Origin of the sequence: Methylocystis sp. SB2, assembly GCF_049817085.1 — a bacterium.
GTDB lineage: Bacteria > Pseudomonadota > Alphaproteobacteria > Rhizobiales > Beijerinckiaceae > Methylocystis > Methylocystis rosea.
Genome location: NZ_CP187401.1, coordinates 1,808,158 through 1,824,491, shown reverse-complemented (window position 1 = coordinate 1,824,491; position 16,334 = coordinate 1,808,158). Strand labels below are relative to the sequence as shown.

Here is a 16,334-nt window from a genome sequence, read left to right as displayed (position 1 = left end):
GCAGGCGCGAGGAGGCGCTATGAGCAGCTCGACGTCTTTTTCGGATCGGCGGCCGTCGCGGCTCGCCGCTGGAGTCGGCGCCGCGGCGCCGGTGCTCATGGCTGCTGTGCTCGGCAGTTTCGCAACGACGCCGAACATCCCTTGGTACGATACGCTCGCCAAGGCGCCGCTGAATCCGCCAAATTGGGTGTTTGGCCCCGCGTGGACCACCCTCTACGTTTTGATGGCCTACGCCTTTTACCGCATTCTTCGGCTCGAGCCGGCGACGCCAGGCCGGCGCGCGGCGATCATTGTGTTTTTTGCGCAGCTCGTTCTGAACGCGGCTTGGTCCTTCGCCTTTTTCCATGCGCGAAGCCCACAGCTCGGACTCCTCGTTATTTTGCCGATGGCGGCGCTCCTCGTCGCCACGATCGTCCTGTTCTTTCGGCTTGATCGCGTCGCGGGATATTTTCTAGCGCCAACCGCCTTCTGGGTGGCCTTCGCGACCTATCTCAACGCCGGGATTTTTATCCTCAATCGCTAGAACGGCGCTGATCGCGCGGCGGCGACATAGGCGTCGGCGTCCTGCTGCAGCAGCAACCGCTCTTTGACCAGCTTGTCGGCGATGACGCGCATGGTCGCGACGAAATAGGCGCGCGATCCATAGCGCTCGACGAGCGCGGAACGAGAGTCGGCGTTCTTTTCGCGATCAACCTTCGTCGCGGCGAAGGGTATCGCCGCGCCCGCGACACAGAGCGATCCTTTCTTGTCCTTTTGCGTATTGAAGCCGGTGAAGGTGGCGACAGGGAGCGCAAGGTCGGGCAGCCGCAGGCCCGGAACCTCATTGCCATCCGCGTCGATTTTCGGGACGCGGCGCGCGCCCTCAGGCGGCGCGGGCAAGCCGGGAATTTTCGGCCATTTCAGATCCTGCGCGGGCGCCAAATCGGCGTCGAGCGGCGCGCGCGCGGCGGGCGGCGCGACGCCCTTGGCCGTCCACTCGTCGAGCGCGGCGAACAGCGCCCGCAGCGCGGGGGCCGAGGGGCGCGCGTTCACCGGCGCGACGCAATTTGTCGCCGTGGTCGAAAAGGCGATTCCGGCGAGATAGAAGCGCCGACCGTTCGGCGGCGCGGCGTTCGCAAATTCGATGCGCGGTTTCTCGCGCCAATAGGCGTCGGCGGCCCAGGTCGCGATAAAGCGCGTCGTGCCGGCGGGCTCGCGGCTGGCGTCATGGAGCAACAATCCGTCGAATGCGGACGAGGCGTCCGACATTGCGTCGGCGTCCGAGCTCTGCGCGCGTCCGAGCACGCGCTTTATCTTGAGCGCGCCGCGAAGATGGCCGAGGACATCGCGCAAGGCCTGCGCTCGAGCTTTGTCGGGGAGTTTCGCAAAATCGAGCGACAGCACGGCGAGTCCGCGTTCGAGCGCGAGCGGCTTCATGTCCTCGCTCTGTTGCGTCTCGAGCAGAAGCGCCTTTGCGCCGCTTGGCGGCTTTGCCGGCTTCGCGAGCGTTCCGGCGATGTCGTAAGACGTTCCGTCGAACTTCACCGTCGCGTGAACCGCCTCGTTCGCGCCTTCGGGATGCGTCTCGAATTTCAGCAGTTCGGCATGCGCCGCGCCGACGAGCGCCAGCGACGGGACCAGCGCCACGCTCCTAGTCCAAAGCGCGCGCGTCCTTTTCGATCCAGCTCGCGATCTTGCGAAGATCGGCGAGGAAGCCCCGCCACGCCTGGCGCTTATCCGATTCATCCTTCAAGCGTAGCAGAGAGGAGGGGTGAACGGTGGCCAGGAATTGCGCGCCGTCATCGAGGTCAATGATGTCGCCGCGCAGACGCGACACCGTCTCCGAGCGGCCGAGCACGCCGCGAATCGCGGTCGCGCCGAGCGCCACGATCAGTCCGGGACGAAGCAGCGCGCGTTCGCGATCGAGCCACCAGCGGCAGGCGTCGATCTCGCCGGCGTCGGGCTTCTTGTGCAGGCGGCGCTTGCCGCGCGGCTCGAATTTGAAATGTTTGACGGCATTGGTGACGAAGCATTTGTCGCGGGCGACGCCGGCGCGCTCTAGCGCGATGTCGAGGAGCTTGCCGGAAGGCCCGACGAAGGGACGCCCCGACACATCTTCCACGTCGCCTGGCTGCTCGCCGATCAGCAGCACGCGGGCGCGCGGCGGTCCTTCTCCGGGAACCACCTGAGTGGCGCTTTTGTAAAGTGGGCAGCGCGTGCAGCCGGCTTCTTGCTCAGCGAGCGCCGAAAGCGAAGGGGCTTCGGCGAACAGGCCGACTGCAGGCGAAGGCTTCGCCCGGAGAACGAGTTCGGATTTCTCCACGTGTGCTTTCCACCCGCAAGCGACGCCAAGAAGGTCGATATAGGCGACCCCGCCGCGCGGAAAAGCAGAATTTGGAAAAAGGCGTCACGTCCCTAGGAAGGGTCTCGGGACATCGCGTCCCGAGACGCCCCGATCACAGCGTCTTCAGATATTCGAGCAGGGCGCGCTTGTCCGTCTCGCTCAACGCCGTTCCGAAGTCGTGGCCGCAATGGCTGACGCCTGAGCCTCTGTTGCAGTCCGTTTTCATCAGGAAGGTCGACTTCGGCTGCTCCGTGGCCAAGCCGACAGCGGCGATGTCATAGGCCGGCCCGACCTTGAAGTCGGCCGCGCGGTCCTGTGGCGGCTTCAACAGCTCGGCGAGCGATGGAACCGAAGCGTTGTGCAGATAGGGCGCCGCCGCCCACACGCCTTCGAGGACGCGCGCTTCAAATTTGAGTTTGCCCGGCGTCTCGGGCGCGCGGCGGCACGCCCAGCGCCCGGCGCCGGGCGTGCCCGGAATCTTGTAGACGCCCTTCAGCTCTTCGATCAAAGGCTGCAGAATCGCCAGCGCCACGTCGGCCCTTTGACGCTCGACCGTATTCACGGTGACCGGAATGAAGTGCTGCAGGATGGCGCCGCGCGCCGCGGTCGCCAGCACCGAAACGGGCGCGTCGGTTCTGCCAAGCGGCTCGGATACGAAAGGAATGAAGGCGCCGGTCAGCGCGCCGGTGTCGACCTTCCACTCCGGCGCGAAATATTGATATTCGCGCGCGTCGGTGCCGACGTCCTGAACGGGCGTGCACCAGGTGTCCGGATTGAGCAGACGCGGCTGTCCTTTGTCGATCCCGTGGCAATCGGCGCAACCGCCCTCCTCATAGGGACGCTGGTAGATAAGCTTGCCTTGCGCAGCGAGCATCGTGTCCACGGGCCACGGCCATTTCGGCGGACCGATCCGCTCGACGAGCCGCTCCAATTCGATCAGCCCTTTGAAGTCGACCGAATTGGCTTTGACGTAATTGAAGCCCAGAAGATGGCTGGCGTCTTTCTCCGGGAAGAATTCGCCGAAGACGCCATAGACCTGGCCGACATTTCGGGCCATGGCCAGAATGCGGTCGCCATTATCCGCGAAGCCCGGCCACTGCGTATGATCCTGCCGCGGCGCGTTCCACAGGAACGGCGGGCGAACCGGCGCGTCCGCCTTCCGCATATTTCCCAAAATGATATGCGTCGGGCCGGGGCCGATATCGAGGCCAGTGACGCGGTTGAGGATCATGCCGACGGCGTCGATGCGTCCGGCGCCCCAGGGCCTGTCTTTGGGCAGGCCCACCTCGGTGATGGCGTGGTGGCGCGCATGCCAGAGATCGACTTCGCCGCGCAGCTTGGTCTCTTTTTGCGGATCGTAGCCGCTTCCGAGAACGGCCCTGGCGAAATCCGAAAAGCCCGTCGCATCCGAGAGTACTTTGCCTACGGCGGTATCGAGATCGGCCCAAAGCGCGCCCATGTCGGCGAGCGCCGGGCCGCCGTCGATGCGATAGGCTTTGCCCTCGACCTCGATCTGCCGCGTATGGCACGCGGCGCAGCTGGGCCCCAAGACGCCATCGGCGACGACGAAGCCGACCGGCAGCCCCGGCGTCGGACTCGCGGGGTTGGCCAGATAGCCGTAGCGCGCGAGTCCATCCGCAAGAAAGGGTTGGCCGTCAGCCTGCTTGAGCGCTTTGATCCAGTCCCAGGGGATGAGGCGGGAGCCTTGGCTCGTACGGTAAAAGTCGTTCCAGGCCTTTTCGTCCCAAGGGCCGGCGCCCGGAATGGAAGAGGGCTGTTCGACGCGTTCCAAGGCCATCGAAGCCGGTGCGCTTGCGAACAGAATGGCGATACTAAGCGCCGCGGAGCGGAATGTCTTGGTGATGCTCATCTTGCAATCTTCTCAATGAACGGCCGTTACAAAATCGCGTCAACGCCGATGCAAAAACGCCTGGGAACAGCGCATTGCGTCAGAGTCGACGATCGCCAATAGCGTGTCAATACTCCGAACTGATGACGCGCTTAGAGTTTCGCCATGAAATTGGCGAAGGCGAGCGACCCTTCCGGCCATGGCCCGTGGCCGCTGTCGACATTGATATGTCCGGCGGCGCCGGCGTCGATGAAGCGCGCGCCGATATCCTGCGCGAGTTGGCGCGCAAAGAGCAGATCGGCGTAAGGGTCGTCGCTGCTGCCGACCATCGCCGCCGGGAAAGGGAGCTTCGCGCGCGGGATCGGCAGAAAGGCGGAATCGACCGACGGCAGCTCGCGGATCACCGCCTCCGAGGGCGGCGCGACAAGAAAGGCGCCGGCGATCTTGTCGCCGACGCGCTGCGCCGCATGCAGAGCGGCGATGACGCCGAGCGAATGCGCGACGATCACCGCAGGCCGCGCGCTCGCGAGAACCTCTTGCGCGATCGCCTCTTCCCATTCGGCGCGGATCGGCTTCTCGAAGTCGCGCTGAGTGACGCGTCGGGCTGTCGAAAGTTTCGCCTGCCAGCGCGTCTGCCAATGTTCGGGGCCGGAATCGCTCCACCCCGGCACGATGAGAATGTCGGCGTCGGCTGCGCGCATCAGGCGGTTTCGCGCGCCACAAAGGCGCCGTTGAGCGCGTCCTCGATCAGCTTGCGCGTCTCGGCGACGCCGTAGAGCGCGATGAAGGAGCCAAAGCGCGGGCCCTTCTTCTCGCCAAGTAGCACCTCATAGAGCATGTTGAAGAAGTCGTTGGAGACGCCGGGACGCTCCGGCGTCGCGCCCTTGGCGGCAAAATCCTGGTAGCGCGGCGCGGCGCGGCCGACATCGTAAAGCGCCGACTGTATCTCTTCCGCGGTTGCGCCTTCCATGCCTTGTAGCGTTTCGTCGATCTTTTGCAGCACCTCGCGCTCGACCTCGTCGGCGGCGCGATAGGTTTTCGCCGGCTTCACGAAGTCGCGAAAATAAGCGACCGCGTAGCCGACCAGCTTGTCGAGGCGCGGATGATTTTCGGGCGTGGCGGATCGCGCATAACGGCGCAGAAAGCCCCAAAGCACGGCAGGGTCTTCGGCGTTGGCGACGGCGGCGAGATTGAGCAGCATCGAGAAGGAGACGCTCACGCCCTTGGCGTCGCCCTCATGCGCCAGCGTCTCGGCCTGCGGCGGGTCCCCGGCGTGGATGTGCCAGACCGGATTGCCGAGGCGGTTCTTCCAGTCCTGGCGCGGATAGGCGTCGAGAAAATTCAAATAGTCGTCGACCGCGCGCGGGATCACGTCGAAATAAAGCCGCTTCGCCGCGGTGGGCTTTTGAAACATGAATTGCGCCAGGCTCTCGGGGCTGGCGTAGGTCAGCCATTCCTCGATCGTCAGGCCATTGCCCTTAGACTTCGAAATCTTCTGCCCCTTTTCGTCGAGGAAGAGTTCGTAGTTGAAGCCTTCCGGCGGGCGCCCGCCGAGCGCACGCACGATGGCGCCGGACAGTTTCACCGAATCGATGAGGTCCTTGCCGGCCATCTCGTAATCGACGTCGAGCGCATACCAGCGCATCGCCCAGTCGGGCTTCCACTGAAGCTTGCAATGGCCGCCGGTGACGGGCGTGGTGAAAGCCTCGCCCGTGTCGGGATCGGTCCAGGAGATCGTGCCCGCTTCTGCGTCATAGCCTGTCAGCGCGACCTGCATAACGATGCCGGTCTTCGGATGGATCGGCAGGAAGGGCGAATAGGTCGCCGCGCGCTCCTCGCGAAAGCTCGGCAGCATGATCTTCATCACCGCGTCGTAGCGCGCGAGCATATGCTTCAAGGCGGCGTCGAAGCGTCCGCTCCGATAATATTCCGTCGACGACGCGAATTCATATTCGAAGCCGAAGGCGTCAAGGAAGGCGCGCAGCCGCGCATTATTATGCGCGCCGAAACTCGAATGCGTGCCGAAAGGGTCCGGCACCTGCGTCAAGGGCTTGCCGAGATTGGCGGCGACGAGTTCTTTATTCGGGATGTTGTCGGGGACCTTGCGCAGCCCGTCGAGGTCATCGGAGAAGGCGAGGAGGCGCGTCGCGATCCTGCCCTCGGTCATGACCTCGAAGGCGCGGCGCACCATGCTGGTGCGGGCGACCTCGCCGAAGGTGCCGATATGCGGCAGGCCGGACGGGCCGTAGCCGGTCTCGAACAGCACGCTCTTTTGGCCGCTCGCCTCGACCCGTTTGACCAGCTTTCGCGCCTCCTCGAACGGCCAGGCGGGCGAGACGCGCGCGGCTTCGACGAGTTCGGGCGACAAGAGGAGCGGTGCGGACATGGGGTGCGAACTGGCCAATCTGTAGCGGGAAGCGCGGCACAGTAGGGAGAGGGGCTCGGGGCGTCAACGAGGAAGGAGCAGTGTCAAAACAATCCGATTGAAGCAGAAGAGGCGCGACTCCCTCCCCTTGACGGGGAGGGGGTCGCGAAGCGAACCGGGTGGGGTGATTTCTCGAGAGCGCGGAGCAGCTCCCCCACCCGCTCGCCTTCGGCGAGCGACCTCCCCGCAAGGGGGAGGTATTTGCGCCCTTCTTTCGAAGGGGCTTTGGCTGGATAGACAAGCGCGGCGATGCCGCTAAGCTCGACAGCGCATGTGATTCACCGATCTGGCTGGCGGGAAGGCCGAAGAGAGATGTGGCGGCGGAGGGAATGGAGCGGGCCGGCCTCCCCGAAAAGGCGAGGTGTGCGCGCGCGGCGCCTAATCGCCGCGGCCGGCGCCAGCCTCGCAGCCCTCGTCGCGACGATGGGCGCGCCGGCCCTCGCCGACGACAGTCTCGTCTCGCTCGCCAAGCAGAAATCGCTGACCGATACGCCGGGCGGCCCCAAGGATGAGCTGCGCCGCTTAGGCATCGACGCCAACGTTTGGGTCACGCAGTTCTTCCAGGGCATTCCCGGGGGCGCGATCGACCGGACGGCGCGCTACGGCGGCAAGATGGACATGTTTCTGCGGGTCGACGGCGAAAAGCTCGGCCTCTGGAAGGGGCTCAAGTTCAACGCGCAATATGAGCATTACTTCGGCCGCAATTTGAACCGGCAGGATCTCGCGCTGCTGCCGGTCAACGTCGCCCAGGCTTTTATTGAGCGCGACGGTTATCACTCGGCGCTGTCGATGACGCTGACGCAGGAGCTCAGCGAAGAACTTTCGGTGACGATCGGCAAGTTCAACATGCTGACGCTCGCCGCGCAGACGCCGCTGGTCGGCGGCGGCGGCATCGACACCTTCATGAACCGCGCCTTCGCGCTGCCGTCGACCGGCATCGGCGTCAGCTCGCCGGAAAGCGTCGCCGACCGGCTGATCGTCGCGCCGCCCTATCTCTTGGGCGGCGTCGCCGCGCTCAAGACCAAATATTTCGACCTCAGGGTCATGGTCGCCGATCCGCGCAACGCTCAGCAGGCGCGGGTCATCACGCGGCCGTTCGAGCGCGGCGTCGGCGCCGGTCTGATGGCGACCGTCCCCGTGGAGATCGGCGGCCTCAACGGATTCCATACGCTGCGCTTCGCCTACAGCAATGCGCGCGGTTTCGATCTCGACGACATCGGAGAGAGGCGTCAGGCGATCGCCCGCCTGCGCGGCCTGACGAAGAAGGGCTTCTGGTTCGTCTCCTACGCCGTCCAGCAATATTTCGTGCAGAGCGCCACGGACCCCAAACTCGGCTGGGGTCTGTTCACGCTCGCGACGCTGTCGGACGGCAATCCCAATCCGGTCAGATGGAGCATGCTCGTCGGTCTCGCCGGCTACAATCTCCTGCCGGGCCGTGAGGACGATCGCTGGGGCGTCGGCTATTACCATTACGGGCTGACCCAGCCGCTCCTCTCCGGCCTGGCGGCGCGGCGGATCAATCGTCGCAGCGAAGGCGGCGTCGAGGCCTTTTACAATTTTGCAGTGACCCGATGGCTGCGGCTTTCGGGCGACGTGCAGATCATCGATCCGTGGAATCCGCTGCGGGCGCGGGCGAGCTATCTCGGCCTTCGTTTGCAGACGATATTTTAGGAAAAAAGCGTCTCAAAAAGAAAAAGGCGAAGACGTTCGTTTCCGAACGATCCTCGCCTCAGGCCAGCCCCTTGGCCTAATCCGGGTGCGCGACTCTCGGCGTCAATTGGCGCAGGAGACGCTACGCATGTAACGGACGCGACCCCGCTCGTCAGCCTTCGGCGTGATGACGAGCGTGCAATCTTCATCCTCGGCGCCGTAAGCGCGCCCCACTCGGATCGCCGGTCCGCGCGCAAGCGGACGCATGCCGACGTCACTAAGGCTCACGGCGGCTTGGACGCCAGTGGCGGCGGACTGAGTCTTCGGATCAGACGCTGAGGGCGCAGCTGCGACAGCAGCAACCGCGCAGATGGCGACTGTGAATCCGAGGATGATCCGGGACGTGCGGCTTGCGAAAGGGCTTTCGCGCGAAACGGCCATTAATAGGGCTCCCACAGGGTGATCGGGAATTTTTCCCCGGCTCGCTACTCGAACGATGCGAACCTGGACGCTTCCTCTTTTGCCGGGGAGAAACGCAGCGGCCCCGCTAATGGTTCCGCCGCAGTCATAAAATTTTAAGACTTGCCTTAAATCCGCCCTATCGCTCGAGCCGGGCGATGAGGCTCGACGTGTCCCAGCGCCGCCCGCCCATCTTCTCCACCTCGGCGTAGAACTGGTCGACGAGCGCCGCGATCGGCAGCCGCGCGCCATTGCGCCGCGCCTCGCCGAGGCAGATCGCAAGGTCCTTGCGCATCCATTCGACGGCGAAGCCGAAGTCGAATTCATTCGCCGCCATTGTTTTCGTGCGATTTTCCATCTGCCACGATTGCGCCGCGCCGTTCTTGAGCAGATCGACGACGCTCTCGGGTTCGAGGCCCGCCGCCTTGGCGAAATGCAGCGCCTCCGCCAGACTTTGGATCAGGCCGGCGATGGCGATCTGGTTGACCATCTTGGTGAGCTGCCCGGCGCCCGGCGGCCCCATCAGCCGGCAGGCCCGCGCGTAGCAGGCGATCACCGGCTCGGCTTTGGCGAAGCTGGAGGGATCGCCGCCGCACATGACGGTCAGCGCGCCTTTTTCGGCTCCGGCCTGCCCCCCGGAAATGGGCGCGTCGATGAAGCCGAACCCGCGCTCGGCCGCCGCGGCGTGGAGTTCCCGCGCGACCTCCGCCGACGCCGTCGTATGGTCGACGAAGATTGCGCCCGCCGACATGCCCGCGAAGGCGCCGCCGTCGCCGAGGGTCACCGCGCGCAGATCGTCGTCATTGCCGACGCAGCAAAAGATGAATTCCGCGCCGTTCGCCGTTTCGGCGGGAGTCGAGAATCCTTCGGCGCCGGGGAACTCGGCCACGAATTTCTCCGACTTCGCCACGGTGCGATTATAGACGCGCACCTTGTGGCCGGCGCGATGAAGATGGCCGGCCATGGGATAGCCCATGACCCCAAGGCCGATGAAAGCGACGGATGTGGGCTCCATTGCTCAGCCGCCCGTCATGCTCATGTGGCGCGAGACGGCGGGCGCCGGCGCGGTTCGATCGATCACAAAATCGTGGCCCTTGGGCTTGCGCAGGATCGCAGCCTCGATCTCCTGATGCAGCAGCGCGTCGTCGGCGCTTTCGCGCAGCGGCGCGCGAAGGTCGGCCGCGTCCTCCTGGCCGAGGCACATATACAGCGTCCCGGTGCAGGTGACGCGCACGCGATTGCAGCTTTCGCAGAAATTATGGGTGAGCGGCGTGATGAAGCCGATGCGCCCGCCGGTTTCGCGCGCACGCATGTAACGCGCGGGGCCGCCGGTGCGATAGTCGATCTCGTCGAGCGTGAAAGATTCGCTCAGCCGGTCGCGCACCTCCTGCATCGGCAGATATTGATCGGCGCGTTCCGGCCCGTCGAGCTCGCCGAGCGGCATCACTTCGATGAAGGTCATGTCCATTCCGCTGTCGTGCGCGAAGCGCACGAGCGGCGTGAACTCGTCCTCATTGACGCCCTTGAGCGCCACCGCGTTGAGCTTCACCTTCAGGCCGGCGGCGCGGGCGGCGGCGATCCCCGCCAGAACCTGCGCATGCGCGCCGGTGCGGGTCAGCGCCTTGAAACGGTCCGGGTCGAGCGTGTCGAGCGAGACATTGACGCGCTTGACGCCGCAATCGGCGAGTTCGGCCGCGAAACGCGCAAGCTGCGAGCCGTTGGTGGTCAGCGTCAGCTCCTCCAGCGCGCCCGAGACAAGGTGGCGCGACAGGGCGCGAAACAGCTTCATCACGTCGTGGCGCACCAGCGGCTCGCCGCCGGTGATGCGCAGTCTTTTGGTTCCGCGCGCGACAAAGGCGGAGCACAGCCTGTCGAGCTCCTCGAGCGTCAGCAGATCGCGTCGGGGCAGGAATTGCATATGTTCCGACATGCAGTAGACGCAGCGGAAATCGCATCTATCGGTGACGGAGACGCGCAGATAGGAGATCGTCCGGCCGTATGGGTCGACAAGCGGCGCCTGCGCGGCGACCGCGGGCGTCGCAATTGCAGGCCCTCTGGCGTGGGCGTTCATCCTTACCTCGAACCGGCGGAAATTCGGCGTCCTCCATATATTGCCGGAACGCGGTCGCGTGAAGCCCACCCGTCGGGTCGCCGAGCGCCGCGACGTCGAGGCCGGGCCAGAGCAAGGAGAGGTCGGCGGCGGAATGTCGCCTCTTAGCGGCCGGCGCCCCAGCCGAAATCCCTACCCAGCAGAGCATAGAGCTCTTCATTGTAGGGCCGGAAGAACTCGGCCAAATTCTCCCGAAGTCCGTCCTCAAGCGTTCCGGGGGGACCCGGATTTTGCTCCTCGATCACCAGCGGCTCGACGTTGGGAAGGCCGAGAAACGCGTAAATCTCCTTCGCGGTCGATCGCGGGTCGCGAAAAAATTCCGCCGCATCGACGATGAAAACGCAGTCTCTGCCGAATTTCTCGAACAGCAGGCGCAGAAAGGGCGCGTAGATGCTGTGGCGCAGATAGCCGGCCCGCGCGCCGGAAAACGCGTGCGGCTCCATGCCGCCGCCGCGTATTATCGCCTTTTCGGCTTCGATCAAGGTTTGAAGGTCCGGAAAGCCCTTCCAATGCGGGTCCTGCGACTTGCGGCTGATGAAGCGCTTTTGATCCCATCGCCAGTGCGAAAAAGTGCGCTCGACCGGATCGCGCAGAACGCAGATGATCCGCATGTCTGGAAACATCGACTGCGCCAGAAATATCCAAAGTGGATTGGGCATCACCGGCGTGCAGTAGCCGGTGATCGCGCCGCCGTTGCGTCGCTCCGCCGCCCTTTGCGCCGCAAGCGTCGGAAAATGCGCCATGAGTTCGCGCATCGTCTCCGTGAAGGAGATTTCCTTCGACAGCGGCAGCACGACGTGCGGATGCTGAAAAATATAGGAGGAGAGGAAAGACGTGCCGGAGCGCACCGCGCCGATCGATGCGAAGGACGGCGCCATGCGTTCGCCGGAGCCGAGCGAACGCGCCCAGACGCGCCATTTTGGCGGATTGAAAAAATAATAGGAGCGGAATTGACGCTTCGCTCGAAGGGGCAGGGTCTCCAAAGCGCCGCTGGCCCGCGACAGGCGGTTGAAGTCCTGGTAGGGGGCCTGGATCGTTTCGAGCCGCTTCGGATCAACCGCCAGGATCGGTTCCGACCGGAAAGGCGCGTGGAGCTCCGGCGACAGCATGGACATTCGACCACTCTCCTTTGCGAAGACTTTTCTTGATGCAGGATGAGGCGGTGCGCCTAGCTTGCGTCGGCGAACGCAGCCGCGTGACTGCCGCTGGATTGGCCCGTGTCGAAACCGCGCACGCGCGCAAAACTCGCTTCGAGCGTTGCGAACGGATCGGGACTTCGGCCTCGCGAACGCCAGGCGATGTAGCCGTCGGGACGCACGAGGAGCGCGCCTTCAGGCGAAATGCGCAGGCGCGGCAGAAACAGCCCTTCGGGATCATCGACGTCGAAGCCGAGGCGGCAGACGCCAAGCGGCGCTTTCGAGCGCAGGGCGATGCGCCGCGCCGCCTCGATCCAGTCGCCGCCATCGGGGCCGGTAAAAAGCATGAAATCGCGGCCGATCAGATCGTGAGAGGAGATCGTCTCCTCGCCGCGCCGCAACCAGACATGCGCCAGACGCGTTCCCGGCGCGCCGCTCGGGCGAAGAGGATCTTCGACGCATGCGCCGTCGTCGAACTCATCAGCGATGATCGCGTCGGAGCGGTAGCGATAGCCCATAGCAGTTTCGAGCAGGCCGTATTCGTCTTCCCGAATGCGGATGTCCTGACGATCGGGCAGGAGGCGCTCGACGTAATTGGCGATGGACCGCGCGATTGCGATCCGCGCCACGGGCCTGCGCTCGATCTCATAGCTGTCGAGCAGCGTGGGCGCAGCCTGGCCCTTGACGACGAGCGCAAGTTTCCACGCCAGGTCGGCGGCGTCCTGGATCGCGGTTTGTCCGCCGAGCCCGCCAACGGGCGGCGTGATGTGCGCGCAGTCGCCCGCGAGAAACACCCGCCCGAAAGACATGCGATCGGCGAGGAGAGCGGCCATCTGCCAGGGGCGAATATCGAGAATCTTTACGGCAAGATCGGCGACGCCAAGAGATTGTCGCACGAGCGCTTCGCATCGTTCTTCGTCGAAATCGGACGCCTGATCGCGCGTGGAATCATATTCGATGTTGATCTGGCCGTGATTGGGTTCGTCGCAGGTGACGAAGGCGCCGCTGAACGCCGGGTTGCGCAGATAATAGAGCGCAAATCCCCCGCCTGGCAGGATCGAGTCGAGATCGGCCTCGAACAGCACAGAAATCGTATCGGCGAGAACGCCGGGACCTTCCATCTTGACGCCGCCGACATCGCGGATCGTTCCGCCGGCGCCGTCGGCGGCGATCATGTAGTCCGCGAGAACGGTGGTCTCTTGTCCCGACGCTTCATCGCGCAGGATCGCGTCGACGCCGTCGTCCCGCTGCGAGAAGCGCTCTAGCGTCGTCGAAAATCGAACGTCGGCGCCGTTCTCGCGGGCGAAGCGCAGCAGCACGGGTTCGACTCGATCCTGGCCTGCGGTGCATATTCTGCTGGGAGACACCGGCGTTGCGTCGAGCGAGATCTTGGTGACGAGCGTTTCGATCGGCGGGCTCGTGACCGACTCGGCGATGATGAGCGTGGATTCGTTGGCGCCGGCGCGACTTGCCGCAAACAACGCGTCCTCCAAGCCAGGGACGACGCGCAGAACTTCCATGCTGCGGCGGTTGATCCCATGCGCTTTCGGCAGTCGCGACGTTGACGCGCGTCGCTCGACGAGACGGCAGGGGACGCCGCGCCATGCAAGCAACGTCGCCGCAGACAGACCGGCATAGCCGGCGCCGACGATCAGAACCGGGACTCGCTCCACGCTCATTGCACATGTCCTTTAGCGGGCCACGGGACGCCGACGGGCTCTTCGGGCGCGGATCGAAGTCCGCGCCAGAGCAAGAAAACAGCGACGATTTCAGGCCAGATCAGCGATTGATAGGCGATCTCCGGACGGTTTACGGAGAGGCCGAACAGAATGAACAGCGGCGCGATGAGCCACTGCGCAAGCACATCGACGGAGGTCAGTTCTGCGAAGGCGCTCCGAGCGAGCGTTAGTCCTCGGACGATGCTGCCGATGAATCGGATAGGTATGGAAATCGCCAAGCAGGCGACGAAAACCGACCACCAGGGTCCGTGTTGGCGGTAGAGAGCGTCCCCGATCCAATCGCGCCCCGATAGCAGCAAGACGGCGGCCGTCAGCGCGAGTGGCGCGCCGACGCGCATCACCGGCGCAAGGGCTGGCGTCCAATCCTCGGGAGATTGCTTGGGAAGGTAAATGGCGAGATAGCGCATCAGCGTAATGAGCGGACCAAGAATGAACAGCATGAAGGTCTGCGCGGCCGCGTAGGAGTCGAGGCGTTGGCCGTTCGCGGCGTAATGCCAGGGCAGCGAAAAGAGCGTCAGCGAGAAGAGCATCGCCGCCTGCGGCGACAGCACCCGCAGCGCTTCCCAGAAGGTTCCGCTCAGAAAGGAGCGCGCGAAGGCGAGTTCGGGAAGGCGCAATGTGCGCGCGCCATGCGCGTGCAGCCGACTCCATAACCAAAAAGACGAGGCGAGGGCGACGACGCAGCCCGCGAGAAAACAGCCGGTAAAACCCAATCCGAAGGTTTGCATGAACAGGACGTTGGCGCCGGCTTTCGCTGGAATTTCTGCGAGCTTCCATGTGAGAACCGAGCCGCCGCGTCCAAGCGCGTGCAACAGGAATCCTTGCGTGTTCGATAGAACGCGGAACGGCGCGCCGGCGACGAGCCAAAGGATCGGGGCGCCGATATAGGGAGCGGCGGCGGCGTCGCCCATCAGGGCGTCAAGGAAGATCGGATAGGCGAAGAAGCCGAAAATCGCTGTCGCGACGCCAAGCGCGAGGGAGAGCGCGCAGGTCTTTTCGATCGCGTCGGCCGTCTCGCCCTTCTTTTGCGCATGGCCGAGCGCGATGGCGGCGACGGCCGCGGAAGCGATGGTGACCGCGACATCGAGCAGCGTGACGCGCATCAGAATCGCATAGGCGCCTGACGCGCGGCCGCCCAATCTCGCGACCATGGCGAGATCGATCTGCATGATGAAGGCGGCTGCGGACGTGCTGGCGAACAGGAACCAGTATCCGCGCCACAGCGGCGCGCTTGTCATCGCGCGAGGCTCTGCCACCCCGGAAATATGTCGAGTTCAAAGCTCGGCAGCGTAAAGTAGCCGAAGAGGTCTGGCGGCGCCGGCAACGGCTCCTCGGGTTCGATAAGCTCGATCTCTCGTCCGAGGCGAACGTTGCGGCATTTCCAGCCGATAACGAGATCCGCCGTATCGGCGCATCCGATCACGATCCCGCGGCTTCGACCGCGATCGAGGATCGCCCACCGCGCGGCGGAGGCCGCCATGATCGATCGGAGATATTTGTCGTCCGCCAACAGCCGTTCCTTGAACGGCGATTGGCGCAGCCAAACATAGACCCAAAGATAATAGGACCAGTCGAAGGCGAGCTTCTTCTCTTCAGCCCAGGCCATGAAAGGCCGGAAAATCGACATGCCGTCCGGACCGGAAAGCTCCAGCAGTTCTGGGCAAATGTCGAAGAGCGTGTGCCAATAGATGCGCAGGCTCACGTCGATCCGCACGAACGCCTTGTGGTCCGCAGGATATTTTGCGTTCAGCTGCGGCGACATCAGCGCAGGGTAAAGGTCGCGATCAGTCCGACTAGGCAGTGAGAGCAAGGTCATGACGCGTTTCTTCTGGTTGGCCGAACAGATCGCGCAACGCCTTCAGATCGACGACGATATCGTCGAACTCGATTTGATCGTCGCGCTCATAAGTCATCGTTGCGCCCGGCTTGTCGAAGACCGATCGAAAATTCTGGAGGAAGGCGAGCGTGTCCGGCGCCAACGCCTCGGCATGGGTGTCGAGCGAAATGAAGGGCTCGATCAAGGACTGCCGATAGCCGGCGACGTGGAAATGCTGGGCTTTCGCGATCACGTTGCGCCAGGCCTCGAACGGCGTCCCGCAATTGCGATTGGCGCAGACGGCGTTGGAGGCGTCGAACAGCACGCCCGCGCCTGTTTCCTTCATGAGGCGTTCGAAAAAAGCGGGCGCTTCCAACCCGCCGTCCATGATGGACGGGTAATTCTCAAAATGAATGCGCTGTCCGACGATTTCCTGCCATTGCACGACCTTGTCGCGCACGGATTCATATTCGGCGGAATAATCGATTTCGCCTAAGTGAAAGAAGGCGCGCCCCTCGTGAGAAAAGCGCAGAATATGGTCGGAGACATAAATCGGGTTCAGCGCGTCGATGTAATCTCGAAGCCGAGCGGCGAAATCGACGAGCGTCGGCCGATCGGCTTCGAGAAACTTCGAATACATAATGTGCAACCCGACTGGACAATCGAACGCCTTGGCCAATTCGTCCGGATCGACGCAGAAAAAATTGTCGATAAGAAATTCGCAATAATCGATGTGCCCTTCGGCGATCAGCCTCTGAGCCATGTCATAGGTGTCGCCGAGCGTGAAATTGAAGCCAAGTCGCATCTCTTTGTCGCCTTCATCTTGA

15 protein-coding genes are annotated in these 16,334 nt (G+C 64.0%); 2 read left to right on the top strand and 13 right to left on the bottom strand.

Translation table 11 applies throughout. From position 1 onward, the window contains the following. Positions 1-19: 19 nt before the first annotated feature. Positions 20-523 (top strand): TspO/MBR family protein, encoded by a 504-nt coding sequence (locus ACPS74_RS08915; RefSeq protein WP_029651687.1) that lies wholly within the window; start codon positions 20-22, stop codon positions 521-523. On the opposite strand, the gene ACPS74_RS08910 is transcribed toward ACPS74_RS08915, so the two are convergent. The 5 genes from ACPS74_RS08910 to ACPS74_RS08890 form a co-directional block, all read right to left on the bottom strand. Next, positions 520-1,626, bottom strand: a complete 1,107-nt coding sequence (locus tag ACPS74_RS08910) for an alpha/beta hydrolase domain-containing protein (protein WP_239753754.1) — start codon at positions 1,624-1,626, stop codon at positions 520-522. The two genes, ACPS74_RS08915 and ACPS74_RS08910, sit on opposite strands and share 4 nt — an antisense overlap. Before the next feature lie 4 nt (positions 1,627-1,630). Next, positions 1,631-2,302 (bottom strand): UdgX family uracil-DNA binding protein, encoded by a 672-nt coding sequence (locus ACPS74_RS08905; protein ID WP_029651689.1) that lies wholly within the window; start codon positions 2,300-2,302, stop codon positions 1,631-1,633. Between the two features lie 133 nt (positions 2,303-2,435). After that, positions 2,436-4,193 (bottom strand): di-heme-cytochrome C peroxidase, encoded by a 1,758-nt coding sequence (locus tag ACPS74_RS08900; protein WP_029651690.1) that lies wholly within the window; start codon positions 4,191-4,193, stop codon positions 2,436-2,438. Positions 4,194-4,324: 131 nt separating this feature from the next. After that, positions 4,325-4,873 (bottom strand): RBBP9/YdeN family alpha/beta hydrolase, encoded by a 549-nt coding sequence (locus tag ACPS74_RS08895; protein WP_029651691.1) that lies wholly within the window; start codon positions 4,871-4,873, stop codon positions 4,325-4,327. Continuing rightward, entirely contained in the window at positions 4,873-6,558 is a 1,686-nt protein-coding gene (locus ACPS74_RS08890; protein WP_029651692.1) for a lysine--tRNA ligase, read from the bottom strand. Before ACPS74_RS08890 ends, ACPS74_RS08895 begins: the two co-directional genes overlap by 1 nt. Before the next feature lie 402 nt (positions 6,559-6,960). On the opposite strand from ACPS74_RS08890, the gene ACPS74_RS08885 reads away from it, so the two are divergent. Next, entirely contained in the window at positions 6,961-8,268 is a 1,308-nt protein-coding gene (locus ACPS74_RS08885; RefSeq protein WP_239753755.1) for a carbohydrate porin, read from the top strand. A 102-nt stretch (positions 8,269-8,370) separates the two neighbouring features. Here ACPS74_RS08885 and ACPS74_RS08880 read toward each other — a convergent pair whose 3' ends face one another. From ACPS74_RS08880 to mbnB, 8 genes are all read right to left on the bottom strand, one after another. Then, positions 8,371-8,688: a hypothetical protein gene (locus tag ACPS74_RS08880; protein ID WP_029652123.1), complete on the bottom strand. Its 318-nt coding sequence runs from the start codon at positions 8,686-8,688 to the stop codon at positions 8,371-8,373. 157 nt (positions 8,689-8,845) lie between these two features. Beyond that, positions 8,846-9,721: an NAD(P)-dependent oxidoreductase gene (locus ACPS74_RS08875; RefSeq protein WP_029652122.1), complete on the bottom strand. Its 876-nt coding sequence runs from the start codon at positions 9,719-9,721 to the stop codon at positions 8,846-8,848. A gap of 3 nt (positions 9,722-9,724) precedes the next feature. Then, positions 9,725-10,777 (bottom strand): GTP 3',8-cyclase MoaA, encoded by a 1,053-nt coding sequence (gene moaA, locus ACPS74_RS08870; protein ID WP_029652121.1) that lies wholly within the window; start codon positions 10,775-10,777, stop codon positions 9,725-9,727. Between the two features lie 143 nt (positions 10,778-10,920). Continuing rightward, positions 10,921-11,931, bottom strand: a complete 1,011-nt coding sequence (locus ACPS74_RS08865) for a sulfotransferase family protein (RefSeq protein ID WP_029652120.1) — start codon at positions 11,929-11,931, stop codon at positions 10,921-10,923. A 53-nt stretch (positions 11,932-11,984) separates the two neighbouring features. Then, positions 11,985-13,631, bottom strand: a complete 1,647-nt coding sequence (gene mbnF / locus ACPS74_RS08860) for a methanobactin biosynthesis FAD monooxygenase MbnF (protein ID WP_029652119.1) — start codon at positions 13,629-13,631, stop codon at positions 11,985-11,987. Then, complete coding sequence (gene mbnM, locus ACPS74_RS08855) at positions 13,628-14,929, bottom strand: multi antimicrobial extrusion protein MatE (RefSeq protein WP_029652118.1); 1,302 nt, start codon at positions 14,927-14,929, stop codon at positions 13,628-13,630. Before mbnM ends, mbnF begins: the two co-directional genes overlap by 4 nt. Beyond that, positions 14,926-15,507, bottom strand: a complete 582-nt coding sequence (gene mbnC / locus ACPS74_RS08850) for a methanobactin biosynthesis protein MbnC (RefSeq protein ID WP_029652117.1) — start codon at positions 15,505-15,507, stop codon at positions 14,926-14,928. The genes mbnM and mbnC overlap by 4 nt, the downstream gene beginning before the upstream one ends. After that, positions 15,485-16,312 (bottom strand): methanobactin biosynthesis protein MbnB, encoded by an 828-nt coding sequence (gene mbnB, locus ACPS74_RS08845; protein WP_029652116.1) that lies wholly within the window; start codon positions 16,310-16,312, stop codon positions 15,485-15,487. Before mbnB ends, mbnC begins: the two co-directional genes overlap by 23 nt. Positions 16,313-16,334 lie beyond the last annotated feature (22 nt).